Raw genomic sequence first — 22,345 nt, 5'->3', positions numbered from 1 at the left:
GACCAGGTAATAAACAAGTTCTGCCAAGGAGTGCGAATCTTGAGGACACTTATAGCGTTTTCGCTCTTTGTTGCGTTGGGCATACCCGGAACCACGCTTGGCGAAGACAACCCGAACACAGGCGGTCAGCTTGAAAGGGTTCTCCGCGACCGTCCGCAGATGCGCGGGATTTTCCCGGATGACGACGTGGTTGTCCGCTGGGTAGAACGTAGATTCAAAACTGGTCGTTCAGGCCACGGTGTGGTTTGGGATGATAAAGAACCAACAAATGGCCTCGCCGAACACGAATCCTCACTTGCTGGCGAGCCCGCGCTAGTACGTGTCACCAAACGGGAAGACGTATCGGGAAGAGACAAGTGGTACATGCTCGTATTTGAGTTGTTCAATGAATTTCATCCGCTCGAAAACAAAGCTTTCGACCAACTAGCCGCAAGCGGAACGGTAGACCGTATCCAATTTGCATCCGCTGTTCTGAATCATGAGTACCAACGGATGCTTGTCGCAAACAGGTTCTTCAAACGGCACCCGATTTTGGGTGCAACGCCAGAGAACGCACCGCTCTATACTCAGTACATGGGAATTTTTGATGAAACCTGGGTTACTGATGCTGAGGACCAAAGCACAACGATTCCGCAACCTAGCCCCGAGTTCGCCGGACACTACGAACATTATGGTCAATGGTATGACACATTCAAAAGGTACGGTCCGAGGAAGGCAGAACCAAGCCGTGCACCGGAGCACTCGTTCACGGGATTACTAAAAGCAATATTGTCCGCTCGTGCCAGGTGACGGCGGACGTTCCCCGACTAAATGACGATGCTGACTCTGCGAACCTGCGTCCTTATCGCTGCAATTTTTGTTCGTCCATGCGCCGCAGACGAAACTGCTAGCGTTCCACGCTACCACGCTCTTGCTAGCCTCGTTCAGGCTGCTCACACGACAGATCTTCCCGTCGTTGATCGTATCGAGGTGTTTGCTCTACCCGTTTTGGATGACGAGGAGAATAGTGGACCAACCCCGCAATCGGAGACGTTTCTCGTCCGTCCGGCATCACCGAGAACCGCTGGCTCGGTGGAAATCCCGTTGTCCGAGATTTCTGTCCGCCCACTTGCATCCAAGGCCTTCGCCGCGAAGGTGGCGAAACGTATTGCCGATGACTGGCGAGCCCTCGAGTTTCAGCCAAATGGTGCGTTCTGCCACGTGCCGACTTACGGGATTCGCTTCTATCGTGGCGACGATTTGATCTTCAACGTTTCTGTATGCTGGAAGTGTCACAACTTTTACCTCCCGGCGATCGATCCAGATTCTGGACAACCTTCCGCAAAGCTGTATGGTTTCGACGACAACGCGCCTGCCAAACGACTCTTGAATGATCTGCGTCGTTTGGTTCCGCACCCGCAAATCAAACATCCGCGACTCCGATGACCGGAGAGAAGCGGGGAACCATCCCGTGCACCGGAGCCGGGCTTGCGAGTTTTCACAAATGGACAATCAACTTTCCCGGCCCGGTGACGGGTACCGTTACCCGACGCAAATGAATGCCCCGCACTCCTACGTTGTCGTTTGCGAACTACACACCGGGATCGTTCTTAAACAGGTCGACAACGGTTGGTCGCGCATTCTCAATGGGGATGGCGGCACTCACATCCCGTTTGCGTCGATCGATGAGGCGAAACGATTTGTTCGCTCCACCATTGCGTTGGACGGAACTCTCGAATGCAATTTGTTTGATGTCGACAAAGAGCACGTTGCTCGGTACTTCGAATCCAACCTTCCATAGTCGTTTCGAAATCTGTCTTGTCGATGGCGAGTTGCTGGCAATGTGTTCTACCTGAACAAAGCATGGATCCTAACTGCCCACCTATCGTGGAATGCAAAGCCTCTGTTCGGCAAACCTGTTGGGCTGAAAATCAAACAGAACTGGTGATGGCCGCAAATGCGTTGATGGAGAACTGCGAGACCGATCCGACAATCACCGTGGACGACGGTCTCGCATGCCTCGACCATCCTGGCGTTGTCGCGGAGATGGGCGCGAGGATTCTCTACGTACTGACGGGACGTGATGGTCTTGGCTGGCGTAGTGCGGGCTACAATGAACTATCGTTCCACGTCGACAAACAGAATTGGCTTCGCTACCTGGCGGACCAATCTCGGAACGGGGAACAATGAAATGCACGCGAGGACGGGAGTCGCGGATTTTGGTCTACTCGCAAGTCGATCGCCCGTCCCGCGTGATTTCCGCCGTTCACGCTCCTGAATCGTACTCGTACTTCGGCGTCAGCCGGTACTCGTACTCGATAGGATGGCAAACAGACCAACATCGGTCGGCCACGCTGCTGAACGTTGTGGCTGAACTCGGCCCATCTGATTTCACCAGACCTCTGTTTCCTAAGATTCGCATTTGATGTCACGGTTCGATAGGTGCGCGGTCGACTCGGCTGATGAAGACAAACCAATGCCTGTCGATTCGAGTAGGAGTACGAGTACCGCGTTGCTGAATACGAGGACGGCTTTCAGGCCCGGAGGGCCGGTAGAATGTCTGCCGGTGGCGTCAGCCACCGGGAGTGGATTCAAAGGAATGCTCAAGGCCCAGCGGGCCGACACAATGCCCGCGTTTGGAGTGGACCGGGAAACCCATTGTGCCGGCCTTCCAGGCCTCAGCAAATTCGTACTTTCGATACCGGTGGCTGACACCACCGGCAAGCATTGTGCCAGCCTCTCCGGGCTTCATCCCGAACCCAAAAAGAAATCGGTACAGCAAGGGGAGTGAAATTTCCCTCGGCGCTTCCGATGGAGTACATTGGCACAGAGCGACGATGGCTCAAGCCGTCGTCGAGGCCGGACGCGTGAACTAAGTGGTGCACCGCAGTCGGCGAGTGGAGTTTGTTTTTGAGTTCTGGTCCATCGCGCCGACGCGGTGACCACAGCCGTTACACCATCAAAAAGAATGTCATCTGACACACGCGATGCTCCGGCGCGATTCGGGATCACTCTGTGTCAGTGCGCGGGAGACAGTCCCGATCAATCGCAGGTGCGAATGGCGGCCGAGTCGCTGAATCGCGATCCCTACATCACCGACAACGATGGTTTCTACTGCGATCTACTGGCTGCAGCTGTTCATCCGGATGGCCACCGCCTCGCCTATGTCGAGCAGCGGGCCAAACAAGACAATCGACACATTGACATTACGATCAAAATCCATCTTCTTGGAGAAGATGAGCAGCATCGTTCGGTTGACATTAAATCCTACAATCCGTACTCGGGATGTCATGTGCGCTATTTTGCCTGGTGGGCCGATACTGCTGTGCTAATTTATCGCGAGAAACATCGAACCTACGCGGCACAGTTTGGAGCGACTTGGCCACCGGACTTCCGCGAAATTGCTGATCGATGGCTCATCGCGAGAACGACCCTCGCGTATTTGAATTCAAACGGTGGCGTCTCGCGACTCTCGCTCCCCGAACTTACTGACCTGCAGCCGATGAACATCAACGTGGCACGAGAGCAAAATTTATTACCGCCCGACCTCGATGGCTTCCTTGATTGGCCAGAGAAAGAGGTGTAACAATCGGAATCGGGATAGGGACCCGGATTGCTCCGGGTTCCCTCCCACACCACCTAGCATGCGGGTCCGCCCGGGGCAGGCTAGCACAGTGCGGTTCGCCGTTTCGGAGCAAGCGCGCTCCATCGTTCTTCAAGCGTGAATAAGCCTTGAGACTGCAGCCAGGCGTTCGATAAGGCTCGGTGAACGCCAGACGTCGTTGAGAGACGCCAAGGCCCCTTGCCCGAATGGGCCGGAGGGTAGGCTTCATCGTAGGAGCCTCCAAGAGCTTGCAGCTTCTTCAATCGGGTGCGTGGTAAGCGCCAATTGCTCCAGTAGCACGCTCGGACCCGTCGCCCCGAGTGAGTTGGGTTGGGGCACTTGTCCAAAGTGAGCGTTAGACTCTTGCGTTGCTCTAATACGAAGTAATCGATCCAACCTCGAAGGTACAGCCGAAGTTCCCGAAACCGCCGACGCATCGAAATGCCGCGGTTGCGGGTCAAAATTGCTTTTGCCCGTTGTTTGAACTTCTTGAGACTCTTCGGCCTCACTCGGATCTGGCCGCCGAAACCATGGAATTGGTAGCCGAGGAACTCGACACCGGCGGTTCGGCAGACACGACTTTTGTCGTGATTGACGACTAGTTTCAGTGTCCCAGTGAGATAGCGTTCCACCGAGCGGAAAACACGGCGTGCCGAACATTCCGATTTTACGAAGATCAGAAAATCGTCGGCGTAGCGAACAAAGCGGAGCCCCCGTCGCTCAAGAACCTTGTCAAAATCATCCAACAAGATGTTGGCCAACAAGGGAGATAATGGGCCGCCTTGCATCGTGCCTTCAGTGGAAGGTTGGAGGATGCCATCGACCATCACGCCCGCACGCAGATAGCGCCCGATCAGCTTCAGGAGTACACGGTCGTGGACTTTACGAGACACGCGTGCCATTAAGACATCGTGATGGACCCGATCGAAGAACTTCGAAAGGTCCATGTCCACGCACCAGCGGAAACCGCTGCGAATCGTTTGCTGGATCTGCTTTGCAGCCCCCGCTCACGAAGTGATTGCTGAGGGCTCTGTGCGGATCGTTTGGGTCGAAACCCGAAACTCGATTCGGAGAATCCGGGATCGAAAATCGGGGTCAAGACTTGCAGGATAGACTGTTGAATCAAGCGATCGATCACGTTTGGAATACCGAGATCTCGCGTGCCGCCATCCGGTTTGGGAATCGACTTACGCCGGGAGGGTCCCGGGCGGTAAGTTCCTTCCAAGAGTTGTCGGCGAACTTCTGGCCAATGGTGCCGGAAGGTCTCGAAGAATGCGTCAAGGGTAATGCCATCGGGCCCGGGGGCCCCTTTGTTGACTTTGACGTTCTTCCAAGCGCGCTCAATGTTAGCGTCGTCGACAACTGCTTCCATCAGAGAAGATAGAGAAACGTTCAAGGCTGACTTCTCCGTGGCCGCCGAAGCCGCAAGGCTCGACTGAGGTTTATGCGCGGTGTCGGGAAGACACGATGCGTCGGGATTCGTCGAGGTCACGGGTGGTTCGTTCCTTGTAAAATGACGTTCAGCCCTTCGCCAGGCCGTTGGAATACGGCCAGTGGCTACTATGGCTTTTGCTGACTTCTCAGAGCACGGAGTGCGTTACCGCATCCGCCCCACCTTTCGGGCAAGCCCTACTCGCGGGTACGCGTCTGAGATCTCCCCAAATAAGGGGCTCCCGCAAGCGGGAGCATCGTGATCTGTCCCTGCCCAAGCTCCCCATTTACCTACGCCCTTTCTTCCGGTTCGGCTTCGCAGTCAGCAGCCCGCTGGAACGCCTTGGGTCGCTCTGCGACGGGCCTGGAGTCGTCGGCCTCGTATGAGGTTTCTGTTCGTAGCCTGGCAGGTCTCGGCGAGAATGTGGTCGACGGCGGTGTTCAGGTCGACACTTACGCACACATTCGCAGGCTTCCTCTCCACGGTCTGTCGCCTCGCCGCAGTTGCCCTCGCCTCGTACTCTCTTTCGTTAGAATTTCATTTGGTAGACTAACCTCTCGAAAGAACCGGAACTAAGTACAGGGGACTTGCACCCCACAAGATCACGCCCATGTTGGGCGTACTGCACCAAAGTCGGGCTTGCGAGCTTTAACAAGTGGAGCATCAACCGTCCCGACTCGGTGATGTGTAACGTTCCTCGTAAGCAGCGAGGCAGTTCCAGGCACCAGTCTAACTTGCCGGATTTATTGGGCCGATTGTCTGGGCGTCGCACTTTTCAGGCGCGTGCACACCGCGTTGAGCGTTCGGCGTCGGACGGTTTCGGTCGATTGATCGATGCCGCACGTTGCGTCTGATTGCTTTGGATCGTCACGGCCCCTTGGCTGACGCAGATCGGAGACTTGGTCCGAGCCACGACGGACCTGTGCTGTGGTCCCGATGGATCGCCCGTCAACCTCTCCACGCTCCACCATGCCCGTTCTCTTTTCGTGTCTTCTCGTGTTTTTCGTGGCTATCCACCGCTGGATCGGTCCGCCAGCTTCGTGTCACTCGTTTGGCAGACAACAATTTGCTTCGTCTTTCTCGTCGCGGTATTCTCTTGCATCGGTTGCATTCAACGCTGCCGCCGAGTACTCGACGAGATCCGAGGAACAATGCCGTGCACCTGAGCACTCGATCGAGTCAGTTTTGAGTTCAAGTGTTTCCGCTCGTGCCAGGTGACGCGTGTCGTTCTGCTTACGGGAGAACCCCAATCGAATGTCGAAGTCTTGCGAAGTCGTCATCAACCGACACTCGGTGACGCTCAATCGACGCGCGCTTTCCTGCGCAGTCCCGCTCGACTCGTTCCAAGACTTTTTGGGTAGGCCAAATCGGACCGGCCCATCGATTGGCCTCGCATATGTACTCGGACATTACGGAAAGGCACACCTGTACGATAACCTTGGTCTGTTGATGCTCGAACACCACGAGACGGCATTGATCACCTCCATCGAATTGTGCGGGGAGGATCCGGATGGCATCCAGACAACCAAAGGTCCGTTCCGCGAGAAGCTTACGATTGGTGGTCTTCCGATTCACATCGGTGATCCGTTGGAAATCCTAAACGATTCGGACATTCACTTTTCGACTCGACTTCCGAAATTCCGATTTGCTGATGTACCGTCGTCTGATCGGGGAGGATTTACAATTGGTGTGTCTGTTCGACCTCGAGTCTCATTTCGACATTCGGACGACCCGTCATGTAATGATCGGGGCGCCGTTGGAAGCGTCTTGTTGATGCTGCACCATCCGTCAAAGCTCGATCGAGCAGAACCGCATGCCCATACCTGATGCCCACCGAGCCGTAGTGGAGGACGTAAAGGTGCACGACATTTGACACCAAAATCACTCGCTTTGGCGTAAAATACAGAGCGTTGGGTACTGTCGGACGTTCCGAACACCGTCCCGGTGTGGTTCTGACGGTCTGGATCGTTGAAGACGATGATCCCCCACGCCTGGTAACCGCGTATCCGGAATGACTGCCATGATCGCTGAACACTCGCTCGTTGTCCTTGACGCCGAACCGCCTCACGAAAAACTCACTCGTGGTGATGTGGGTACCGTCGTACACGTCTACAAGGACGGCAAGGGATACGAGGTGGAATTCGTCGATGGTGGTGGCCAAACAATTGCGTTGGTAACCGTTGGTTCCGACGATGTACGGCCCATCGGGGCTGGTGAGTTGCTCCACACTCGCAAGACCGCGTAGAGGCGAACCATGGGTTGCAACGGAGACGGGTGGTCCGTTTTCTCGTCTGCTTGCAAGTCGTTCGCCCGTCCCCGCTGATCGCTACCGTTCGCTCTGCTAGCCGACGCCTGACTGCACGGCCCACTTCTTCTTTTGTGTCTTCTTGTGCTTTTTGTGGCAAGTGATCTGCGGCGGTTTGACTGGTGCGCTGACGTACTTGCTGGAAGGGGCTCACGCAAAGCCGCAAAGATTAGAACCCATTCCTTGGCGGCTTGGAGGAGAAAAAGGGTCAGGAGCCTTTTTGGCAGTTTAGGGGGGCAGGTGTTGCAGCCTGTCGTCGCGTCAAGCCGTTGCACTTTCTGCGAATTGTTTTCCGATTCGATGGTTGAGGTGCGGTCGCGGTGGACTGAGGCCAGCGTGGGACTGGCAACCGTAGGCTGACGCCAGATTCTCAAGTCCACTGGCCGTAGGTCGTCAGCGTTTGGGTGCGACAGCCGTCTTGACCTCTTGTGGCCCATCGAGTAACCCTGCGGCGCATGACTCCCCCGTCACTCGCGTCGTGTGGTCGAGGGTGTTTTCTTTGACGAAGAGACGAATCCGATCGAACGCACGACGCGCCGATCCCTGGGAGTCGAGCGCCTTTGGATGTTTGAAGTGCACCCATGAGATCGAAACGCGGTTCGCATCGCGACGCTGATGAATTGCGTGCAAGTGTTTCGTGAAGCGGACGGTGCTTTGAGGGGCAAATCCTTCGGCGTGAGGCGGCGGCTTGTGCCGCGGGCTTGAGAGAGATAGCGTTGGTGTCTTCGTCAGCTTCCTCAACGCGGGTCGGAGCGGGTGTTCTGATGATGAACCGTGGGCGATGCATCGGCTGGACATGGAGGTAGGAAGATTTGGGTAGGAAAAGAGAGCGCGGTGTTTGCCGGGTGCCTGGTCTTTCAGCTCCCCGTTTTTCTAACCGAAATATTCCTACCTTCTCCCTGCATTCAGCGGGTTGGGAAAACAACTTGCTCCCAGCGATCGCCCCCAGTTTTTCGGTCGGTCTTCGAGGTTTCCATTTCGCCGGAGGCTGCGTTCGGCGGGGTGCCGGGATTCGCTACGACCCCGTCGGGACGTCAATTGTATAAGTGACGGATTTGATCGTAGCGGAAAACGCTAAGACTTTCGCAAGCCGCCGGCCCTCTCTGGCGTTTGCTTGCTGCGCAAACGCCGTCTCTCCCTGAGGGAGAGAGGCTAAATCGGATGCGTTGCCCGGAGGTGGCGCTGCGCTGACCTCCGGCTAATCGCTGCGATCCCTCCGGGATAGCTTGGACTGGTGTGCTGACGTTTTTGCCGGAGGGGCTCACTCAAAGTCGCAAAGCCGCAAAGTGTCTCAGGCCCGAAGGGCCGGTAGAGTGCCTGCCGGTGGTGTCAGCCACCGGGGGTGGATTCAATGGTATACCCAAGGCCCAGCGGGCCGACACAAGCTTCCGGCGTCCATCGCTCCAGGACGCCAACAGACCGATTGTGCCAGCCCGTCGGGCTTCGTCGCAGCTGTCCAGCGAAAACGGCAGCGCCATGGGTGCGAGATGCTCTCGGCGATTGCGATCGAGTACATTGGCACAAAGCGACGATGGCACGGGCCGTCGTCGTGGCCGGACGCGCGAACCAGATGGCGCGCCGCGTTATAACACTCGCAAATTGGAACAACGAATCATTGCTTAAGCTTGACGGCAAGTCGCTATCTGTCCTGCACGCTGACGCATCGCTATTCGCTGGTCGGTTGGGTATCGATATCGATACCGATTTCGGCGAAATTGCCTTGGACAACATCCCCGTCCGCGACATCTTTGACTTCCGCGATTTTCGTGGCTATCGCGTTCAGATACCGAATTGCGAAGACTATGGTTACGAAAATCCGTTGCTGCATCCGTGGTTCAGCACCGACTCGGGATATGCTGACATACAACGACTTGATGCATCGCTCGACCTACTGGACGACCGACTTCTCTCTGTGCAAATCGATCTCACGACATCCGAATGCGAAGACGCTCTTCCTCGAAGTCTATGCGGAACATTGATCGCTAACTGTTGTCCCTTAGATTCAACTCAACTCTTGCATTCACTGGGACCAATTCCAGTTCGATTCGCCGAACGTTACTTGCCCATGCTCGACTTGCCCGGCTTGCCTTCAGATGCTACCCAAAAGCATGCTATCGCTGCTTTTGGCCCCCCTGACCACTCCGGCGGTGGCATCTCATCAAAACAAGGTACAATCCCTGAATGGATCCGCTACGCTCTGCCGAACTGCTATTTGCGGTTCCAAATCGTACACGATCGAATCACCAATTTCACTATCATGCGACTATCGGATCCTCCGTGTGACCTGCTTAAAACAGAATCAGACATAAGCGTCGTTTAGCGGTTCGTGTTTCCGGAATTGTGCACCGCAAATGAACACTGATCCACGGTGCACCGCCGCTATGTCGCTAATCGCACAATGAACACCCGGCAACGTCTCGACTCCTTTCTCGATGCACTCGAAGCTGCACGGCAGGGCTCTCGACAAGTCGCTCGCTGCTGAGTTGCACACGCGAATGGCGACAATTGATGCCTCTTTTCGCCGTACGAAGGAATGCGAGCAGACAACACGAACGATTGCATCGATCCCTATCCGTTCGCCAACCTCGGACACACCTGATTGGTGGTCGCCTCCAACTGGTACTGGAGCCGCAACGGAGAACATGCTGTGGTATCTTGATGCAACTTACGGCGTCGCGCAGGGATGTTACACTGTTTACGATGCGGCAAATGAAACCCTTTGGGTTTACGAATACGCCGCACAGCACGACTCGCGCTGGGAGCGTGGCGCTCGTCCCGCGTATGACGCGACCGCTACTCCTACACCGGAAGAATGACAGAACCATCCGATGCAACCGAGCGGCGAAGTCGGGCGTTTTGAAGTGGTTGATCTTCCGTCGCTGCCGGCTGATCGGCAACGTTCCACAACTGAATCGATTGCTGCCGGGATTTGGCAACCACGAAGAGCACGAAGGATGGACTCTGTTTGAATACCGTCGAATGGGACCTCATCCTCAATTGACTTGCTGATCGAGTTTTTGATACGGTTTGTGGGTTTCTCGAATCACTCTTCGCGGGGAATGTCATGGATCGATCACGCTTCTGCTCAATTTCAGTCCTCGGATTCCTTTCAATATGTCTTGCCGTGGACTCGGCAACTGCAGATGCACAAGAAAGCCAGCGTTACGTCGATACTCGAGGTCAATTGAAGCATGCAAGGAATTTGTTTGATGCAGGCAAGCCTGTTGCCGCAATGGATGCCGTGAATGATGTTATTGAGCATCATCCATCCCTGGCAGAAGCTTATGCCACTCGCGGCAGTTTGCGACAATACGCCAACAATCACGAAGAAGCAGTTGACGACCTCTCGAAAGCAATTTCTCAAGGAATGTCGCGTTGCGAGATATACGTGACAAGGGCTATTTCCAAAACCGAACTAGGTGATTTCAGCGGAGCAATTGCGGACTGTTCAACTGCAATCGAACTCACCAGCGACTCGAGTTTTGCATACGCGATTCGTGGTTCCTCACGATTAAGACAGAAGGCGTACAAACGAGCAATCGACGATCTGGATATGGCCATAATGCTGGACGTCAAGTGCGAGATTGCGTATCTGTGTCGGGCAGTCTGTAGACTGAATGAGGGTGACATAGTCGGTGCGGCAGAGGATTTTCGGAAACACCAGAGTCTAAAAGCCAAATCACTCGGCCATGATGGTTACCGAGCGTACGACGGCCAGCCGTTCACAACTAAATAGCCAACGAACCATGGCATGAACGGAAGTTGCGGAGTCGAGGTCTTTGAAGTGGTTTATCTTTCGCCTCAACTCGGTTATGCCCGACGTTGAACTTAATCGAATTGCTTACCGCTTCGGCGGTTGATGTGCGGTCGCGGCGCGCTCATGTTGCGTGGGACTCCGGGCAGAAAAGCTGACGCCAGATTCTCAAGTCCACTGGCCGTAGGTCGTCAGCGTTTTGGGGCGACAGCCGTCTTGATCTCTTGTGGACCTTCGTGTGATTCAACGGCGCATGACTCCCCCGTCACTCGCGTTGTGTGGTCCGAGGGTGTTTTTCTTTGCCTCAAAGACGAATCCGACTCTGCACACGCTCACGCCGATCCTTGGGAGTTGAGCGCCTTTGGAGGTTTGAAGTGCACCTATGAGATCAAGACGCGGTTTGCACCGCGACGCCGATGAAGGGCGTTCACGAAATTCGTAAAGCGGACGGTGTTAGGAGGGACGGCTCGTTCGACTTGACCCGGCGGCTGTTCGTGCGCCCTTGCGAGAGATTGCGTTGGATCCTTGCCAACTTCCACCACGCGAAGTGGAGTGGGTGTACCGATGATGATCCCGTCGAAGATGCATCGGTTGGAGATGGAGGCAGGAAAATTGTGGGTAGGAAAAGAGAGCACGGAGTTTCCCCGTTTGCCTCGTTTTTCAACCACCGTTTTCCTACCCCGAAATTTTCCTACCTTCTTTCTGAGTCCCCGGGTTGGGAAAACAACTTGCTCTCAGTGGTCGCTCCCGATGTTTCGGTCGGTCCCCGGGGCTTCCGTTTTGCCGAAGGTTCCGTTGGGCGGGGTGCCGGAATTCGCTACGCCCCGTCCGGGGTCGAGGGAGGATCTGGGGCGTGGAGCTTGATATCATGGAAACTGGCTGGACGGCCGATGGCACGACTGGTCTGCCACAAAAAACACCACAGAATAATGACATGCCCGGGAGGACCCTTGCGGCGTTTACTTGAATGGATGCTCAACTCTCCGTTTCCTGAGATGTCTGTCGTTCGCCATGCCGCGGTGAACGTTCGTCGGATGTAATTTGATGCGATTGGCACTACTCTTCACGGCTACGATTTCATCTTTAGGTTGCATGGCAGAGTCAGCGCCGTCATGCCGCTCCATCGAGCACGCGCAGTCAAAAGGCGTTTTGATCGCGAGCTACCCACTGGATCAAGACGCTGAGTTGCCACCTTACCGCATCAAGGAAGTCTGGATCGAAAACGACCGCAACTTGGTCGTCCGGCTTGACGGCCCTCACGTCGACGACGAACCGCGAGTGAATGTCCGGGGATTGGACCGTTTCGCATATCGCACAATCTGGTCCGAACCGAATGGTCCTCCATATGAGATTTGGACGCTACCTGGATCGCCCCCAGACTCGATCGTCCTCGAACGCGAAGGCAATGTAATCGAGCTCGCAATTCAACGATAGAATTTTAGGATTCCTCGAATTCGCTTCACGGGATGATCTTTGTATGGCTGAAATCGCGGGCAACTGGAATAGTTTTTCGACGAGAACCGACGAACCAGTACAATGCACTCGATAGGAATCGTTGGTATGGATTTCGAAAATCTTGCAGCCGCACAGCTAAGAGACTACGACCGGCACCAACCCGGGACTGCTTTCGCGGAACCGGAATTTTTCCTATCGATTGAGCAGGCTTACGAGTTGCAGTTCCAAGTCGCTTCTACCATCCAGGAGTTCCTCGATTTGAATCGTCCATCTCAAAGGTCAATTGCATGGCTCGCGATGCTGCTGTTTGCAATCGCGTGGCCGCCGATCTACTCGACTTTCATTCATCTGCATGTCTATCGACAAATGGATGCGGGCTTTCTCTCCGCCGATGAACTGAAGAATCTCCTAGACGCTCGACGCTACACGATCGACGTTCCGATGGAACTGGATGGGCATTTCCTTACTTTCGATGCCATTGTTGATGGCAAGGCAACTCAGGGCGGAGGATCATCTGTCGAAGGTGGCACGAGGATCGTCTTGCTGTTACGACGTGACCGCGAATCACGTAAGATCGAATACTGCTGGCTAGGGCGCAATAGCGTGTCACGCGGAATCTTAGATGACCCACTTACAAACGCAGGAACATCCACAGAAAGAAGCGACGGCGCTATCAACCCAGGAGACTGGCTTCTTCGTGGCGGACGTTCGAGCGTCCAGATACACCCGGCCATAGAGCCCGCTGAATTTGAACTGCGTTTGGCGTTTAGCGATCCGTAGCGAAGGCAGAACCATCGCGCATACCGGAAAACACAAGCCGATCCTGTTCTTTCCACGCGTTCCCGGTGACGCGTACCGTTGAACTGAATCGAATTGCTTACCGCTTCGACGGTTGAAGTGCGGTCGCGGTGGGCTGAGGTTGCCAGGGACTTGCAACCGTAGGCTGACGCCAGCTTCTCAAGTCCACTGGCCGCAGCTCGTCAGCGTTTTGGTGCGACAAGCGTCTTGATCTCTTGTGGCCCTTTGTGTGATCCAGCGGCGCAGGACTCCCCCGTCACTCGCGTTGTGTGGTCCGAGGATGTTTTTCTTTGACGAAGAGACGAATCCGATCGAACGCACAACGCGGCGATCCTTGGGAGTCGATCGCCTTTGGATGTTTGAAGTGCACCAGTGAGATCAAAACGCGGATTGCGCCGCGACGCCGATGAAGGGCGTTCACGAAATTCGTAAAGCGGACGGTGTTAGCAGGGACGGCTCGTTCGACTTGACCCGGCGGCTTTTCGTGCGCCCTTGCGAGAGATTGCGTTGGATCCTTGCCGACTTCCACCACGCGAAGTGGAGTGGGTGTACCGATGATGATCCCGTCGGTGATGCATCGGTTGGAGATGGAGGTAGGAAAATTGCGGGTAGGAAAAGCGAGCACGGAGTTTCCCCGTTTGCCTCGTTTTTCAACCACCGTTTTCCTACCCGAAATTTTCCTACCTTCTTTCTGAGTCTCCGGATTAGGAAAACGACTTGCTCTCAGTGATCGCTCCCGGTGTTTCGATTGGTCTCCGGGGTTTCCGTTTAGCAACGCTCGGAAAATAAGTGGGATAGGCTTCCAGCCTGCCAACGCTGGAATGACAGGCTGGAAGCCTATCCCACTCGCTAGATCCGACACTTATTTTCCGTGCGTTGCTTAGCCGAAGGTTCCGTTGGTTCGGGAATTGGCTTTGCTGCGACCCCGTCCGGGGTCGAGGGGAAGAACAAGGGCGTGGTCCGGAGGTGGCGCTGCGCTGACCTCCGGCTACTCGCTGTGATCCCTTTGGGATATCGATTGTATACGTGGCGGAGTTGATCGTAGCGGAAGTCGTCAAGCCTTTCGCAAGCCGCCGGCCCTCTCTGGCGTTTGCTTGCTGCGCAAACGCCGTCTCTCCCAGAGGGAGAGAGTCTAAATCGGTTGCCAAATCCTGCAGTAAAAGAATTGACGTCCTTCGGGATGACATGGACGCTGCACCGGTGGCAAGAAAGTGCAACGAAGCCGGAGTCGGCATCACCTCCCGCCACCCAGCTCGAGCTCGCACGAGCCTGAGAAACTGGCACCGCCTGGCAGGATCCATTCTAATCAGCTTTTCTGACCGGCCCTCCTGATGGGCGACAACGTTCTGGCGCCCGATGGATCCTCGTTCCTCCGCCTGTGCGGATCGATCGCACGTCGCAATCCGAAAACACATCGTGAAATGGAGACATGAGCACACTTCATAATACGGTTGGCGGCAGTGACGCGGATTCCAAACGCAAGCGTTTCCTCGCCTCAGCAGGATTCGTATGCCTTGGCTGGCTTGTTGGGCGCTACCAGTCTTTCCACGCAATCGAAGCCTTGAAAGCGGAAAACGCGGCGATTGAAACTGCCCAAGATGGACTCGAGCGTCACCTCGCTGATACTGCACGCAGTGGCGACAGGATGGAGGACTATCCCTACGCGTACGCTGTTGCTGATCATCGTCTCGCAGCCGGCGACGAGCACTTTCTCGCAGCCTATCGCTATGCAAAACGTGACGAGACCGCAATCCCTCCGGATGACTGCGAGGTGCTGTGGTTTGATTTTGTCGCAGCAGAAGAACCGCGAGAAGGAATGGCAAGCGATTGCTTCTTAATCGTTGTCGACGGCGTGATTTGCGAAACAGGTCACGGAGAAACCCTACAATATTGACTACCAGCACTCGGATCACCAACGGAATCGGGAGAGGGATCCGGATTGCTCCGGGTTGAACTGAATCGAGTTGCTTACCGCTTCGGCAGTTGATGTGCGGTCGCGGTGGGCTGAGGTTGCGTCTGGCGGGGTGCCGGGATTTGCTGCGACCCCGTCTGGGCAACGCTGTGAAGCATTTTCCCCATGTGTTTCTTGAGGTTTTAGCGGCAGGGCGCGAGCCCTCCGGTTCTTCATCTCTGTCACAACACCGGAGGGCTCGCGCCCAATGCCATCGACTTTAACGCCAGGCGGGGTGTTTTTTGTTAGCGGTAGGGCGCGAGCCCTCCGGTCTTTCACGGTGTTTTTGAAGCGCGACCGGACGGCTCGCGCCGTTCCGCTAACACCTTTAGAGCCAAAGTGGTCCGGAGGTGGCGCTGCGCTGACCTCCGGCTAATCGCTGTGATCGCTCCGGGATACCGTGGACGCTGCGTCGGTGGCGTCCGGTTGGTGGTGCACGCCCGTCGAGGCAATCGAGGCGGATCGGTTGAGAAAAGGTGCCCGGCCGACTTGGCCACCGAAGATAAACCGACGTCTGAAGAATCGGACTCCTACCGATCGCGTGTCGACATCCGAGCGTACCCACATGTCGGTTTGAAGAGGCAGTGATAAAATAGTCGTTGTGCCGTTTTATAAACTTAATTGTTTCTTTGATTGCATTGTTAAATTAGCATACATGATGCACACGAGCATGATTCGTGGTGATTTTGCGAAAACATGAGGGCAATCATGGAAATCAGCAAGCCATTCCAGACATCGTCGAAATGGATCGGTGGAGGATTGATTGCCGCGACGCTCGCAGTCTTTGGGCTTCTCGCAGTCCCCGGCGTGACATCACCGAATCAGAAAGCCGCTCCTTATGTGAGCGACTCGACCTATCCGATCGTGCGTGGGGCCGTCAGTCTTGCGAGTTCGATGTGGGACGATCCATTTGTTCACCACGAAAGCGATCGGGTGACGGAACTTGCCGAAGACTCCGACTCGGTCAAAGAACTCGTGGCGTCGAAGTTGGGTTCATCTGGAAAGATCATGTTCTTGGTGGTCCCCGTCGACGAAGGCTTCGAATCCGAGAAGGTTGAAAGTCGTCGGCGGCGACGTCACGCGGTGGAGTTGGCGATGGCCAATCAGGGGTTCTCGTTGTCTTTCCCTGATCGCATGACGTATAGGAAAGCGACGTACACCCACTATTTTTCAGATCGCAGTCCCAATGACGTCGTTGCCGGAGCGACGTCAAACGACGTGCAGGTCAAAAGTGTTTGCGATTTGCCGACGAAATTGTATCGGCACCGAGGCCCCGATGGGGATTTGATTCTTGTCACCTGGATTCAGAATTCGCATCTCGGCAAGCGTCCGTTGGATACGATACGTCAGGTGATTGAGCCCATCGTCGCCGAACGTCTTTGCAAACGGGCTTCATTCTGTTTGCTCGGTCCACCGTCAAGCGACACCTTGCGCGAGATCGTCGCGGATGCGGGTAAGATCCGATCCCAGGTCGATGAGCGTCGACGCAGGGAGGAACTGAATTCGAGCGTCGGTACAAAAACCGATGCCCCGCCCGGTTCAGTTGACCCTCGCGGATCGGTCGAAGATTCGGAAGCCCTCAACACGCAAGAGTTCTTTAAGCAATTCAAACGGGGAAGCGTGATTTGCAACATCGTTTGCACGGCACGCAACAGCAGCATTGGAATTCGGGCGGGACAGGATTGGATCGAACTTGGCGACGATGTGGCGATCAAGATTTTTCACACCATCGGGTCCGACGATCGATTGCTATCGGCCTTGCGGCGAGAACTGGACTTGCGTGGCGTATTACCCGGACCGGAATCGCTCAGCCAGATGATCTTATTTGTGGAACAGAGTTCGCTCAGCTACATCAATGACTTGCAAGCCAGCTTTAAGGAAACCGCGGGAAACATTCCACCGGTAGTGATCCCCTATCTGAAAGGGATCGCGTCGGATCTGGCAGAATCGGCAAGCGAAACGTCCGGTTCACTCAAAGGGACGTCGTCGGTTCGCGACTATCTGGATCGTTCGATGACGGAACTGACGACCATTTCTTCTTCGCGTGGGATCAACCCCAGTCGTGTTCGGTCGGTTGGCATCATTGGCTCGAACTGGGAAGACAAGAACCTCATCCTGAAAGAGGCGCATGAGGTTTTCCCCGTCGCAACCTTCTTCACAACCGAACTGGATGCCCGTTACAACGTTCCACAAACTGTCCCGCACGCCCGCAACTTGATTGTCGCATCGCACTATGGATTAGCGGTCCATGGACGTGAAGACATTTTTGGGCGAGTGAACAACATCCCCAGTTTTCGCGACGGGTACCAAACCTCTGGATTCATAGGAACATCGATCCTTTGCTACGCGTTTCGCAACGATAAACTCAAGGATGAAACGTTGACGCTAACGTTCGGTCCCCAGTCCCAGGATCTATTTGATTTAGTCGGCCGTGGGACAACAAGCACTGCGGAATCCCCAGCCTACTTGGCGCCGCTGACGTTCGAAATTGGAAGCCGATCTCCGGTACAGTTTGGTAGCACACCGAGTGCATCCTACCTTCCGCTGAGACAACCGCCGCCGGTCAATTCCATCCTCGACGATTGGCGTTGGTTGTGGATGATCTTGATTTCCTCGATTGGCGGACTCCTGTTTGTAAATTTCCTGGCACGATTTTCCACGGACCTAACGAGGTTTCAAGCCATCGTTGTCAACACGGCGAAGGCGACCACCGGGTTTTTGCAACGGTTTGCAAGCGGAGGCAGTGTCGTGCGTGAATCCCCGGCCATCTGGCCGATCGTTTTTGGGGCACTACTGATCGTTCTGGTCATCTTGGTCATGCTTGTGAGCGATGCCACCATTCAATCGGAGCCGATCCTGTTTTTCAACGGTGTCAGTTTGTGGCCTCCGATTTGGGGTTTGACTTTCGTCGTGATCCTCAGCCTGAACGGGATTGCCCGTGCCCACCAAAACATCCCCGACAACATCCATGAATTCGCCGCAGAGACAAACTTGCAGCAGCCCGATCTCCCCGCCGCGTTCAAACTCGCGGCGACAACCGCGATCGTGTTCTATCTTGTCTCCTACATCGAAAGCGGTGTGATCCAACCTCCCGCGCGGGACTGGTTGGTCAGGTGGCTGGCTATCGGCACCCTACTCGCCGCGACATTAGGCCTGTTGACCATCACGTTCAACAGTCTTTTGTTCTGTTTGTACGCCAGGAAGATCATCACCAATGCGATCGAACGTTTGCCCCAGGAGATGTCCTCGTCCGCACAAGTCCAATTGGTCAACGGTGCGCGATGCACAATGCACTTGAGCATCGTTTCCAGTCGCAAGCTTGTCCTCCCTGCCATCCTATCGATCTTGTTGATTGCCGCACGCTGGCGCATTTGGGACGCCTGGGGGCTGGACACGAGTTGGTACATCTTGTTGGCAATCCCAATTTTCATTTCCTTTCTGGCCGCGATCGTCGTGCGATTCTCTGCGATTCGCTACCGCGATGAAGTCGTTGAGAACATCCGACAAGCCCACTACGCGTTTGTCTGCGAACAGAAGTCGACATCCTTTTCGGGCGCATCGCTGCAGGATCAAATCGACATGCTTGATGAATCAGAAGAAGAGATTACGCGTTTGCATTCCGGACCGTTCGGCCCAATTTCGCAGGACTACTTGCTCGGTGCGGGAGCGTTGGTGGTGACGATCGCAGTCACCGGGCCGGCCAGCCTTTTCTTCAACCGACTGTTGACGATTGTCCCCTAAAAGAGACCCTCATCCGCAGAATCTTTACCTGCTCCCTGTGCTCTGCGGCTTGGGAAAATGACTTGACCCCAGCGATCACCCCCGATCATTCGGTCGGTCTAGTGTTTTCCGTTTAGCCGGAGGTTGCGCCTGGCGGGGTGCCGGGATTTGCTGCGACCCCGTCCGGGGTCGAGGGAAGGATTGGGCCGTGGTCCGGAGGTGGCGATGCGCTGACCTCCGGCGACTCGCTGAAATCCCTCCGGGATACCGTGGACGCCGCGATGGGTGACGAAATCACGATCCGCATTCCGCCCGCTGGCGAATACGACGAACCTGACGGCAGGACGGACAGTCCCCGGAAAACAATCGATGATGCGGACTTTGGTCAACTGAACTGCTACATTGATTCGTTTGACAAGACGGCGAAACGAACCCGCTGGTCGACGTCGGCTCGAATTGACGAACGATAGGTCCTTGCCGTGAACCAGCCACTATCAATTGTCGTGACATTGCTCGCCTTGCTCGCTGGTTGTCAGCAGCGAGCAAGCAACCCTGCGAGCTTCATGCGGGAAGGATTGCCCGACGGCGTCTGGATCGTTGCGGAGGACCCTGTTGAACTTGGCCATCAGTGGGGAGAGATCGAGGAAACGGGTGAACCCTTCGACGACTACACGTTTGGCATGCGTTGTTTGAGCCGTGACAAGGAAATCCAATTGCTCTTCGACAATGGTTTCGTTGGCAATCCGTTTGGGCTGCAAGTTGGTGATCGTTTTCGCTTTGAGAGATCGATCGAATCCATGACTTACAATGAGTTCTGGGAAGGTTACTACGCCTTCAAGAGCGAGATTCTTCCGGTGGATGAATCCGGTGCGCTGCGGGCCGAGCGAGAGGACGAACCATAAGATGCATGGGAGGTCGGCTTTGCATGGCTCTTGGGACTCGTCGCACAGGCCGTCACTTCCTCATCAGTTCTTCAATGATGTTTGCCAGTCCATCCGGTCGGCCTTTGATGGACACGTAGCGGTGTTGCATTCTCGGGTCGGAGTACCACCGCGTGTGTCCGTCTGAATCGACGACGACGCGACCGTCCCCGCTGACGGTCCACCATTCGGGCTCGATGCCTCGCACGGCCAGCAACACCGCGGCTTGGTCATGAGCCGGTTTGCCGTGATCGATGGCGAATCCACCAAGATACGGCCGCAGCGCGAAAGCTCGTCGAATCGGGTTGTCGGCGGAGGCATCCTTGAGCTTCGCACCGCAATGCAGTGCGGCGCCGATTTCAAAGCCCTGCCAAAGGATCGGTCCCGGCCATTCGTGCACGACGGCGACCGCAGCAGGCGGATCGAGTTTGAGATTGGTTTCCGGATGGGAGGACCGCGGAAATTCCCCGCCCATGATGACCGTTTGTCGGACCTTGGCATCAATCAATTGGATTCCCGTCAATGGGCTGTGTCCATCGCCGGAAGAATTCAACAGGTCTTCCAGGTTGCTGAGTGCTCCCACGCTGCAGATCACGACCGAGTTGTCTTGTGCGGTGGCCAGCGTTTTGCGGTACACATCGAGCGCATCGGGCAGTTCGCTGTCAACCGGGCTGTCGTGCGGAAAGTCTCCAAAGAGAGTCGGCGTGTAGGTGCTGGGCTTGTTCCAACGAACCTTCGCGCCGTCCTTGTCGGTTCCGATGGGGATGTCCGGCCGACCGTAGAAGGTGTTGATCGCATCGCTTGCACCACCGGAAACGCCGGCGGCGCATTTGCGATTGGTCACCACAGCCAGGATCTGGGCTTCACCACGATCGGCCAACGCGTTCAGCACGGCCAACGCGCCGGCGTCGTCGCAGTCGCCGGCCATGTCGGTGTCAAAGATGATCGGTACGGGATCGGCAGCGACCGTGGCAACGGAAGGGAATGCAACAAGAATCAGAAGTGACAGGAGGTTTCTCATGTTAGGTATCAGGCGATGATGTCGTGAACGACGCGACCGTGAACGTCGGTCAGGCGGAAATCGCGGCCGGCGTGACGGTAGGTCAACCGCTCGTGATCGAGTCCCAACAGATGCAAAATCGTGGCGTGCAGGTCGTGCACGTGCATCTTGTCGACCATTGCACGAAACCCGAAGTCATCGGTCTCGCCGTACGTCATCCCTCCCTTGACGCCGCCGCCGGCCATCCACATCGAAAATCCATGATGGTTGTGGTCGCGGCCGTTGCCGTTTTCCGACGTCGGCGTCCGCCCGAATTCTCCGCCCCACACGATCAACGTGTCTTCCAACATGCCGCGTGACTTGAGGTCTGCGATCAACGCCGCGATCGGCTGGTCGATGTTTTTGCACAACTTGGGCACCGTGCCGTCGTGCCCGCTGTGCGTGTCCCAGGGTTGGCCGTTGCCATAGTAGACTTGGACGAATCGCACGCCGCGTTCGGCCAAACGCCGCGCCAACAGACAACCGTTGGCAAAATGTCCGTCGCCGTACGCCGCCCGGGTTTGCTTGGTTTCACGATTCAAATCGAACGCCTCGCTGCCTTCGAACTGCATGCGAAACGCCGTCTCCATCGATTCCATGCGGGCATCCAACATCGAGCGGTCGCGCTGTGTCGACGACTGCACGGCGGACTGCGCAGCGGTCTGTTCGGCACTGAGCTGCTGCAACAGATCGAGTTGCTCGCGTTGGGTCTGACGGTCCCAGCGACCGTTCCGCAGATGGGGCAGCATTTTCTCCGGATCGATGGTGGAGTGATTGATGTACGTTCCCTGGTATTCCGAAGGCAGAAACGCGCTGTTCCACAAGATGGAGAATCGAACGGGACGTCCCGGACACAACACGACATAGCCGGGAAGGTTCGCGTTCTCGCTGCCCAAGCCATACAGGAACCAGGCTCCCATGCTGGGACGCGTGGGTGTGATCGTGCCGTTGTTCATTTGCAGCAGCGCCGGCCCGTGATTCGGATTGTTGGCATGCAGCGATCGCAACACGCAGATCTCGTCGATGTGCCGGCTGAGTTTGGGCAGCAACTCGCTGACCGGAACGCCGCTTTCACCACGGCGGTGAAATTGAAACGGCGATGGCAGCAAGCCGCCGGTAGGACGCTCGGTCAGAAGGTCCGCGCCGGCTGGCCGAGTTCCGGCGTATTTCTTGAGCACGGGTTTGGGATCGAACAAGTCGCCTTGATAGGGCCCGCCGTTCATGAACAGGTGAATCACCCGTTTCGCTTTGGCCGGGAAATGCAGACCTGTGTTGCCGGTCGATTCGGATGCCAACAGGTGGGCGGCACCCAGCATTCCCATCCCGCCGCCGAGTTGTCCCAGCAGGTGGCGTCGGTCGATCGTTGGCGTCGGTTCGTTTCGCATCGG

The 22,345-nt window shown here is 55.9% G+C and carries 19 protein-coding genes; 15 read left to right on the top strand and 4 right to left on the bottom strand.

Annotation, left to right across the window (positions count from 1 at the left end; genetic code table 11):
- The first annotated feature begins 39 nt into the window (after nt 1-39).
- The 5 genes from Enr13x_RS05060 (at nt 40) to Enr13x_RS05040 (ending at nt 3,565) form a co-directional block, all read left to right on the top strand.
- Nucleotides 40-789 (top strand): hypothetical protein, encoded by a 750-nt coding sequence (locus Enr13x_RS05060; protein WP_145385004.1) that lies wholly within the window; start codon nt 40-42, stop codon nt 787-789.
- Nucleotides 790-810: 21 nt separating this feature from the next.
- A complete protein-coding gene (locus Enr13x_RS05055; RefSeq protein WP_197455797.1) occupies nt 811-1,425 on the top strand; it encodes a hypothetical protein in 615 nt (204 codons plus the stop codon).
- Nucleotides 1,426-1,483: 58 nt separating this feature from the next.
- Nucleotides 1,484-1,780 (top strand): hypothetical protein, encoded by a 297-nt coding sequence (locus Enr13x_RS05050; protein WP_145385002.1) that lies wholly within the window; start codon nt 1,484-1,486, stop codon nt 1,778-1,780.
- A gap of 62 nt (nt 1,781-1,842) precedes the next feature.
- Nucleotides 1,843-2,169: a hypothetical protein gene (locus Enr13x_RS05045; RefSeq protein ID WP_145385001.1), complete on the top strand. Its 327-nt coding sequence runs from the start codon at nt 1,843-1,845 to the stop codon at nt 2,167-2,169.
- A gap of 778 nt (nt 2,170-2,947) precedes the next feature.
- A complete protein-coding gene (locus Enr13x_RS05040; RefSeq protein ID WP_145385000.1) occupies nt 2,948-3,565 on the top strand; it encodes a hypothetical protein in 618 nt (205 codons plus the stop codon).
- Nucleotides 3,566-3,645: 80 nt separating this feature from the next.
- Here Enr13x_RS05040 and Enr13x_RS05035 read toward each other — a convergent pair whose 3' ends face one another.
- Entirely contained in the window at nt 3,646-4,530 is an 885-nt protein-coding gene (locus tag Enr13x_RS05035; RefSeq protein ID WP_197455796.1) for a reverse transcriptase domain-containing protein, read from the bottom strand.
- A 1,528-nt stretch (nt 4,531-6,058) separates the two neighbouring features.
- The gene (locus Enr13x_RS05030) at nt 6,059-6,295 is read right to left on the bottom strand and encodes a hypothetical protein (protein WP_145384999.1); all 237 of its coding nucleotides are present in this window, start codon (nt 6,293-6,295) and stop codon (nt 6,059-6,061) included.
- Here Enr13x_RS05030 and Enr13x_RS40030 point away from each other — a divergent pair.
- The 10 genes from Enr13x_RS40030 (at nt 6,270) to Enr13x_RS04990 (ending at nt 19,900) form a co-directional block, all read left to right on the top strand.
- Nucleotides 6,270-6,842, top strand: a complete 573-nt coding sequence (locus Enr13x_RS40030) for a DUF7738 domain-containing protein (RefSeq protein ID WP_449337041.1) — start codon at nt 6,270-6,272, stop codon at nt 6,840-6,842. The two genes, Enr13x_RS05030 and Enr13x_RS40030, sit on opposite strands and share 26 nt — an antisense overlap.
- Nucleotides 6,843-6,895: 53 nt before the next feature.
- Nucleotides 6,896-7,030 carry a DUF6883 domain-containing protein gene (locus tag Enr13x_RS39640; protein ID WP_390621095.1) on the top strand — a complete coding sequence of 45 codons (135 nt, stop codon included), beginning with the start codon at nt 6,896-6,898 and terminating at the stop codon, nt 7,028-7,030.
- Nucleotides 7,031-7,035: 5 nt separating this feature from the next.
- Nucleotides 7,036-7,260 (top strand): DUF4926 domain-containing protein, encoded by a 225-nt coding sequence (locus Enr13x_RS05025; protein WP_145384998.1) that lies wholly within the window; start codon nt 7,036-7,038, stop codon nt 7,258-7,260.
- 1,591 nt (nt 7,261-8,851) lie between these two features.
- On the top strand, nt 8,852-9,640 hold the full coding sequence (locus tag Enr13x_RS05020) for a hypothetical protein (RefSeq protein WP_145384997.1): 789 nt from the start codon (nt 8,852-8,854) through the stop codon (nt 9,638-9,640).
- Nucleotides 9,641-10,384: 744 nt separating this feature from the next.
- Nucleotides 10,385-11,056 carry a tetratricopeptide repeat protein gene (locus tag Enr13x_RS05015; protein ID WP_145384996.1) on the top strand — a complete coding sequence of 224 codons (672 nt, stop codon included), beginning with the start codon at nt 10,385-10,387 and terminating at the stop codon, nt 11,054-11,056.
- A 1,578-nt stretch (nt 11,057-12,634) separates the two neighbouring features.
- Complete coding sequence (locus tag Enr13x_RS05010; RefSeq protein WP_231744098.1) at nt 12,635-13,309, top strand: hypothetical protein; 675 nt, start codon at nt 12,635-12,637, stop codon at nt 13,307-13,309.
- A 1,447-nt stretch (nt 13,310-14,756) separates the two neighbouring features.
- Entirely contained in the window at nt 14,757-15,221 is a 465-nt protein-coding gene (locus tag Enr13x_RS05005; RefSeq protein ID WP_145384995.1) for a hypothetical protein, read from the top strand.
- A 765-nt stretch (nt 15,222-15,986) separates the two neighbouring features.
- Nucleotides 15,987-19,019, top strand: coding sequence for a hypothetical protein (locus tag Enr13x_RS05000; protein WP_145384994.1), 3,033 nt, complete (start codon nt 15,987-15,989; stop codon nt 19,017-19,019).
- A gap of 248 nt (nt 19,020-19,267) precedes the next feature.
- Nucleotides 19,268-19,468 carry a hypothetical protein gene (locus Enr13x_RS04995; protein ID WP_145384993.1) on the top strand — a complete coding sequence of 67 codons (201 nt, stop codon included), beginning with the start codon at nt 19,268-19,270 and terminating at the stop codon, nt 19,466-19,468.
- Nucleotides 19,469-19,507: 39 nt separating this feature from the next.
- Nucleotides 19,508-19,900: a hypothetical protein gene (locus Enr13x_RS04990; RefSeq protein WP_145384992.1), complete on the top strand. Its 393-nt coding sequence runs from the start codon at nt 19,508-19,510 to the stop codon at nt 19,898-19,900.
- Nucleotides 19,901-19,952: 52 nt separating this feature from the next.
- On the opposite strand, the gene Enr13x_RS04985 is transcribed toward Enr13x_RS04990, so the two are convergent.
- Both Enr13x_RS04985 and Enr13x_RS04980 read right to left on the bottom strand, forming a co-directional pair.
- Nucleotides 19,953-20,939 carry a nucleoside hydrolase gene (locus Enr13x_RS04985; RefSeq protein ID WP_145384991.1) on the bottom strand — a complete coding sequence of 329 codons (987 nt, stop codon included), beginning with the start codon at nt 20,937-20,939 and terminating at the stop codon, nt 19,953-19,955.
- 8 nt (nt 20,940-20,947) lie between these two features.
- Nucleotides 20,948-22,342 (bottom strand): DUF1501 domain-containing protein, encoded by a 1,395-nt coding sequence (locus Enr13x_RS04980; protein ID WP_145384990.1) that lies wholly within the window; start codon nt 22,340-22,342, stop codon nt 20,948-20,950.
- Nucleotides 22,343-22,345: the final 3 nt, after the last annotated feature.

Source organism: Stieleria neptunia, assembly GCF_007754155.1.
In the GTDB taxonomy this organism is placed as follows: Bacteria; Planctomycetota; Planctomycetia; order Pirellulales; family Pirellulaceae; genus Stieleria; species Stieleria neptunia.
This window is presented reverse-complemented; position numbering and strand designations above follow the sequence as displayed.

Bases quoted from the DNA above. Each gene is read 5' to 3' on its own strand.
- Enr13x_RS05010 (WP_231744098.1), top strand. From the start codon at position 12,635: ATGGATTTCGAAAATCTTGCAGCCGCACAGCTAAGAGACTACGACCGG.
- Enr13x_RS05030 (WP_145384999.1), bottom strand. From the start codon at position 6,295: ATGACGACTTCGCAAGACTTCGACATTCGATTGGGGTTCTCCCGTAAG.
- Enr13x_RS05005 (WP_145384995.1), top strand. From the start codon at position 14,757: ATGAGCACACTTCATAATACGGTTGGCGGCAGTGACGCGGATTCCAAA.
- Enr13x_RS40030 (WP_449337041.1), top strand. From the start codon at position 6,270: ATGTCGAAGTCTTGCGAAGTCGTCATCAACCGACACTCGGTGACGCTC.
- Enr13x_RS05015 (WP_145384996.1), top strand. From the start codon at position 10,385: ATGGATCGATCACGCTTCTGCTCAATTTCAGTCCTCGGATTCCTTTCA.
- Enr13x_RS05045 (WP_145385001.1), top strand. From the start codon at position 1,843: ATGGATCCTAACTGCCCACCTATCGTGGAATGCAAAGCCTCTGTTCGG.
- Enr13x_RS05050 (WP_145385002.1), top strand. From the start codon at position 1,484: ATGGACAATCAACTTTCCCGGCCCGGTGACGGGTACCGTTACCCGACG.
- Enr13x_RS05035 (WP_197455796.1), bottom strand. From the start codon at position 4,530: ATGGACCTTTCGAAGTTCTTCGATCGGGTCCATCACGATGTCTTAATG.
- Enr13x_RS05020 (WP_145384997.1), top strand. From the start codon at position 8,852: ATGGCACGGGCCGTCGTCGTGGCCGGACGCGCGAACCAGATGGCGCGC.
- Enr13x_RS05040 (WP_145385000.1), top strand. From the start codon at position 2,948: ATGTCATCTGACACACGCGATGCTCCGGCGCGATTCGGGATCACTCTG.
- Enr13x_RS05000 (WP_145384994.1), top strand. From the start codon at position 15,987: ATGGAAATCAGCAAGCCATTCCAGACATCGTCGAAATGGATCGGTGGA.
- Enr13x_RS04985 (WP_145384991.1), bottom strand. From the start codon at position 20,939: ATGAGAAACCTCCTGTCACTTCTGATTCTTGTTGCATTCCCTTCCGTT.
- Enr13x_RS04980 (WP_145384990.1), bottom strand. From the start codon at position 22,342: ATGCGAAACGAACCGACGCCAACGATCGACCGACGCCACCTGCTGGGA.
- Enr13x_RS05025 (WP_145384998.1), top strand. From the start codon at position 7,036: ATGATCGCTGAACACTCGCTCGTTGTCCTTGACGCCGAACCGCCTCAC.
- Enr13x_RS05055 (WP_197455797.1), top strand. From the start codon at position 811: ATGACGATGCTGACTCTGCGAACCTGCGTCCTTATCGCTGCAATTTTT.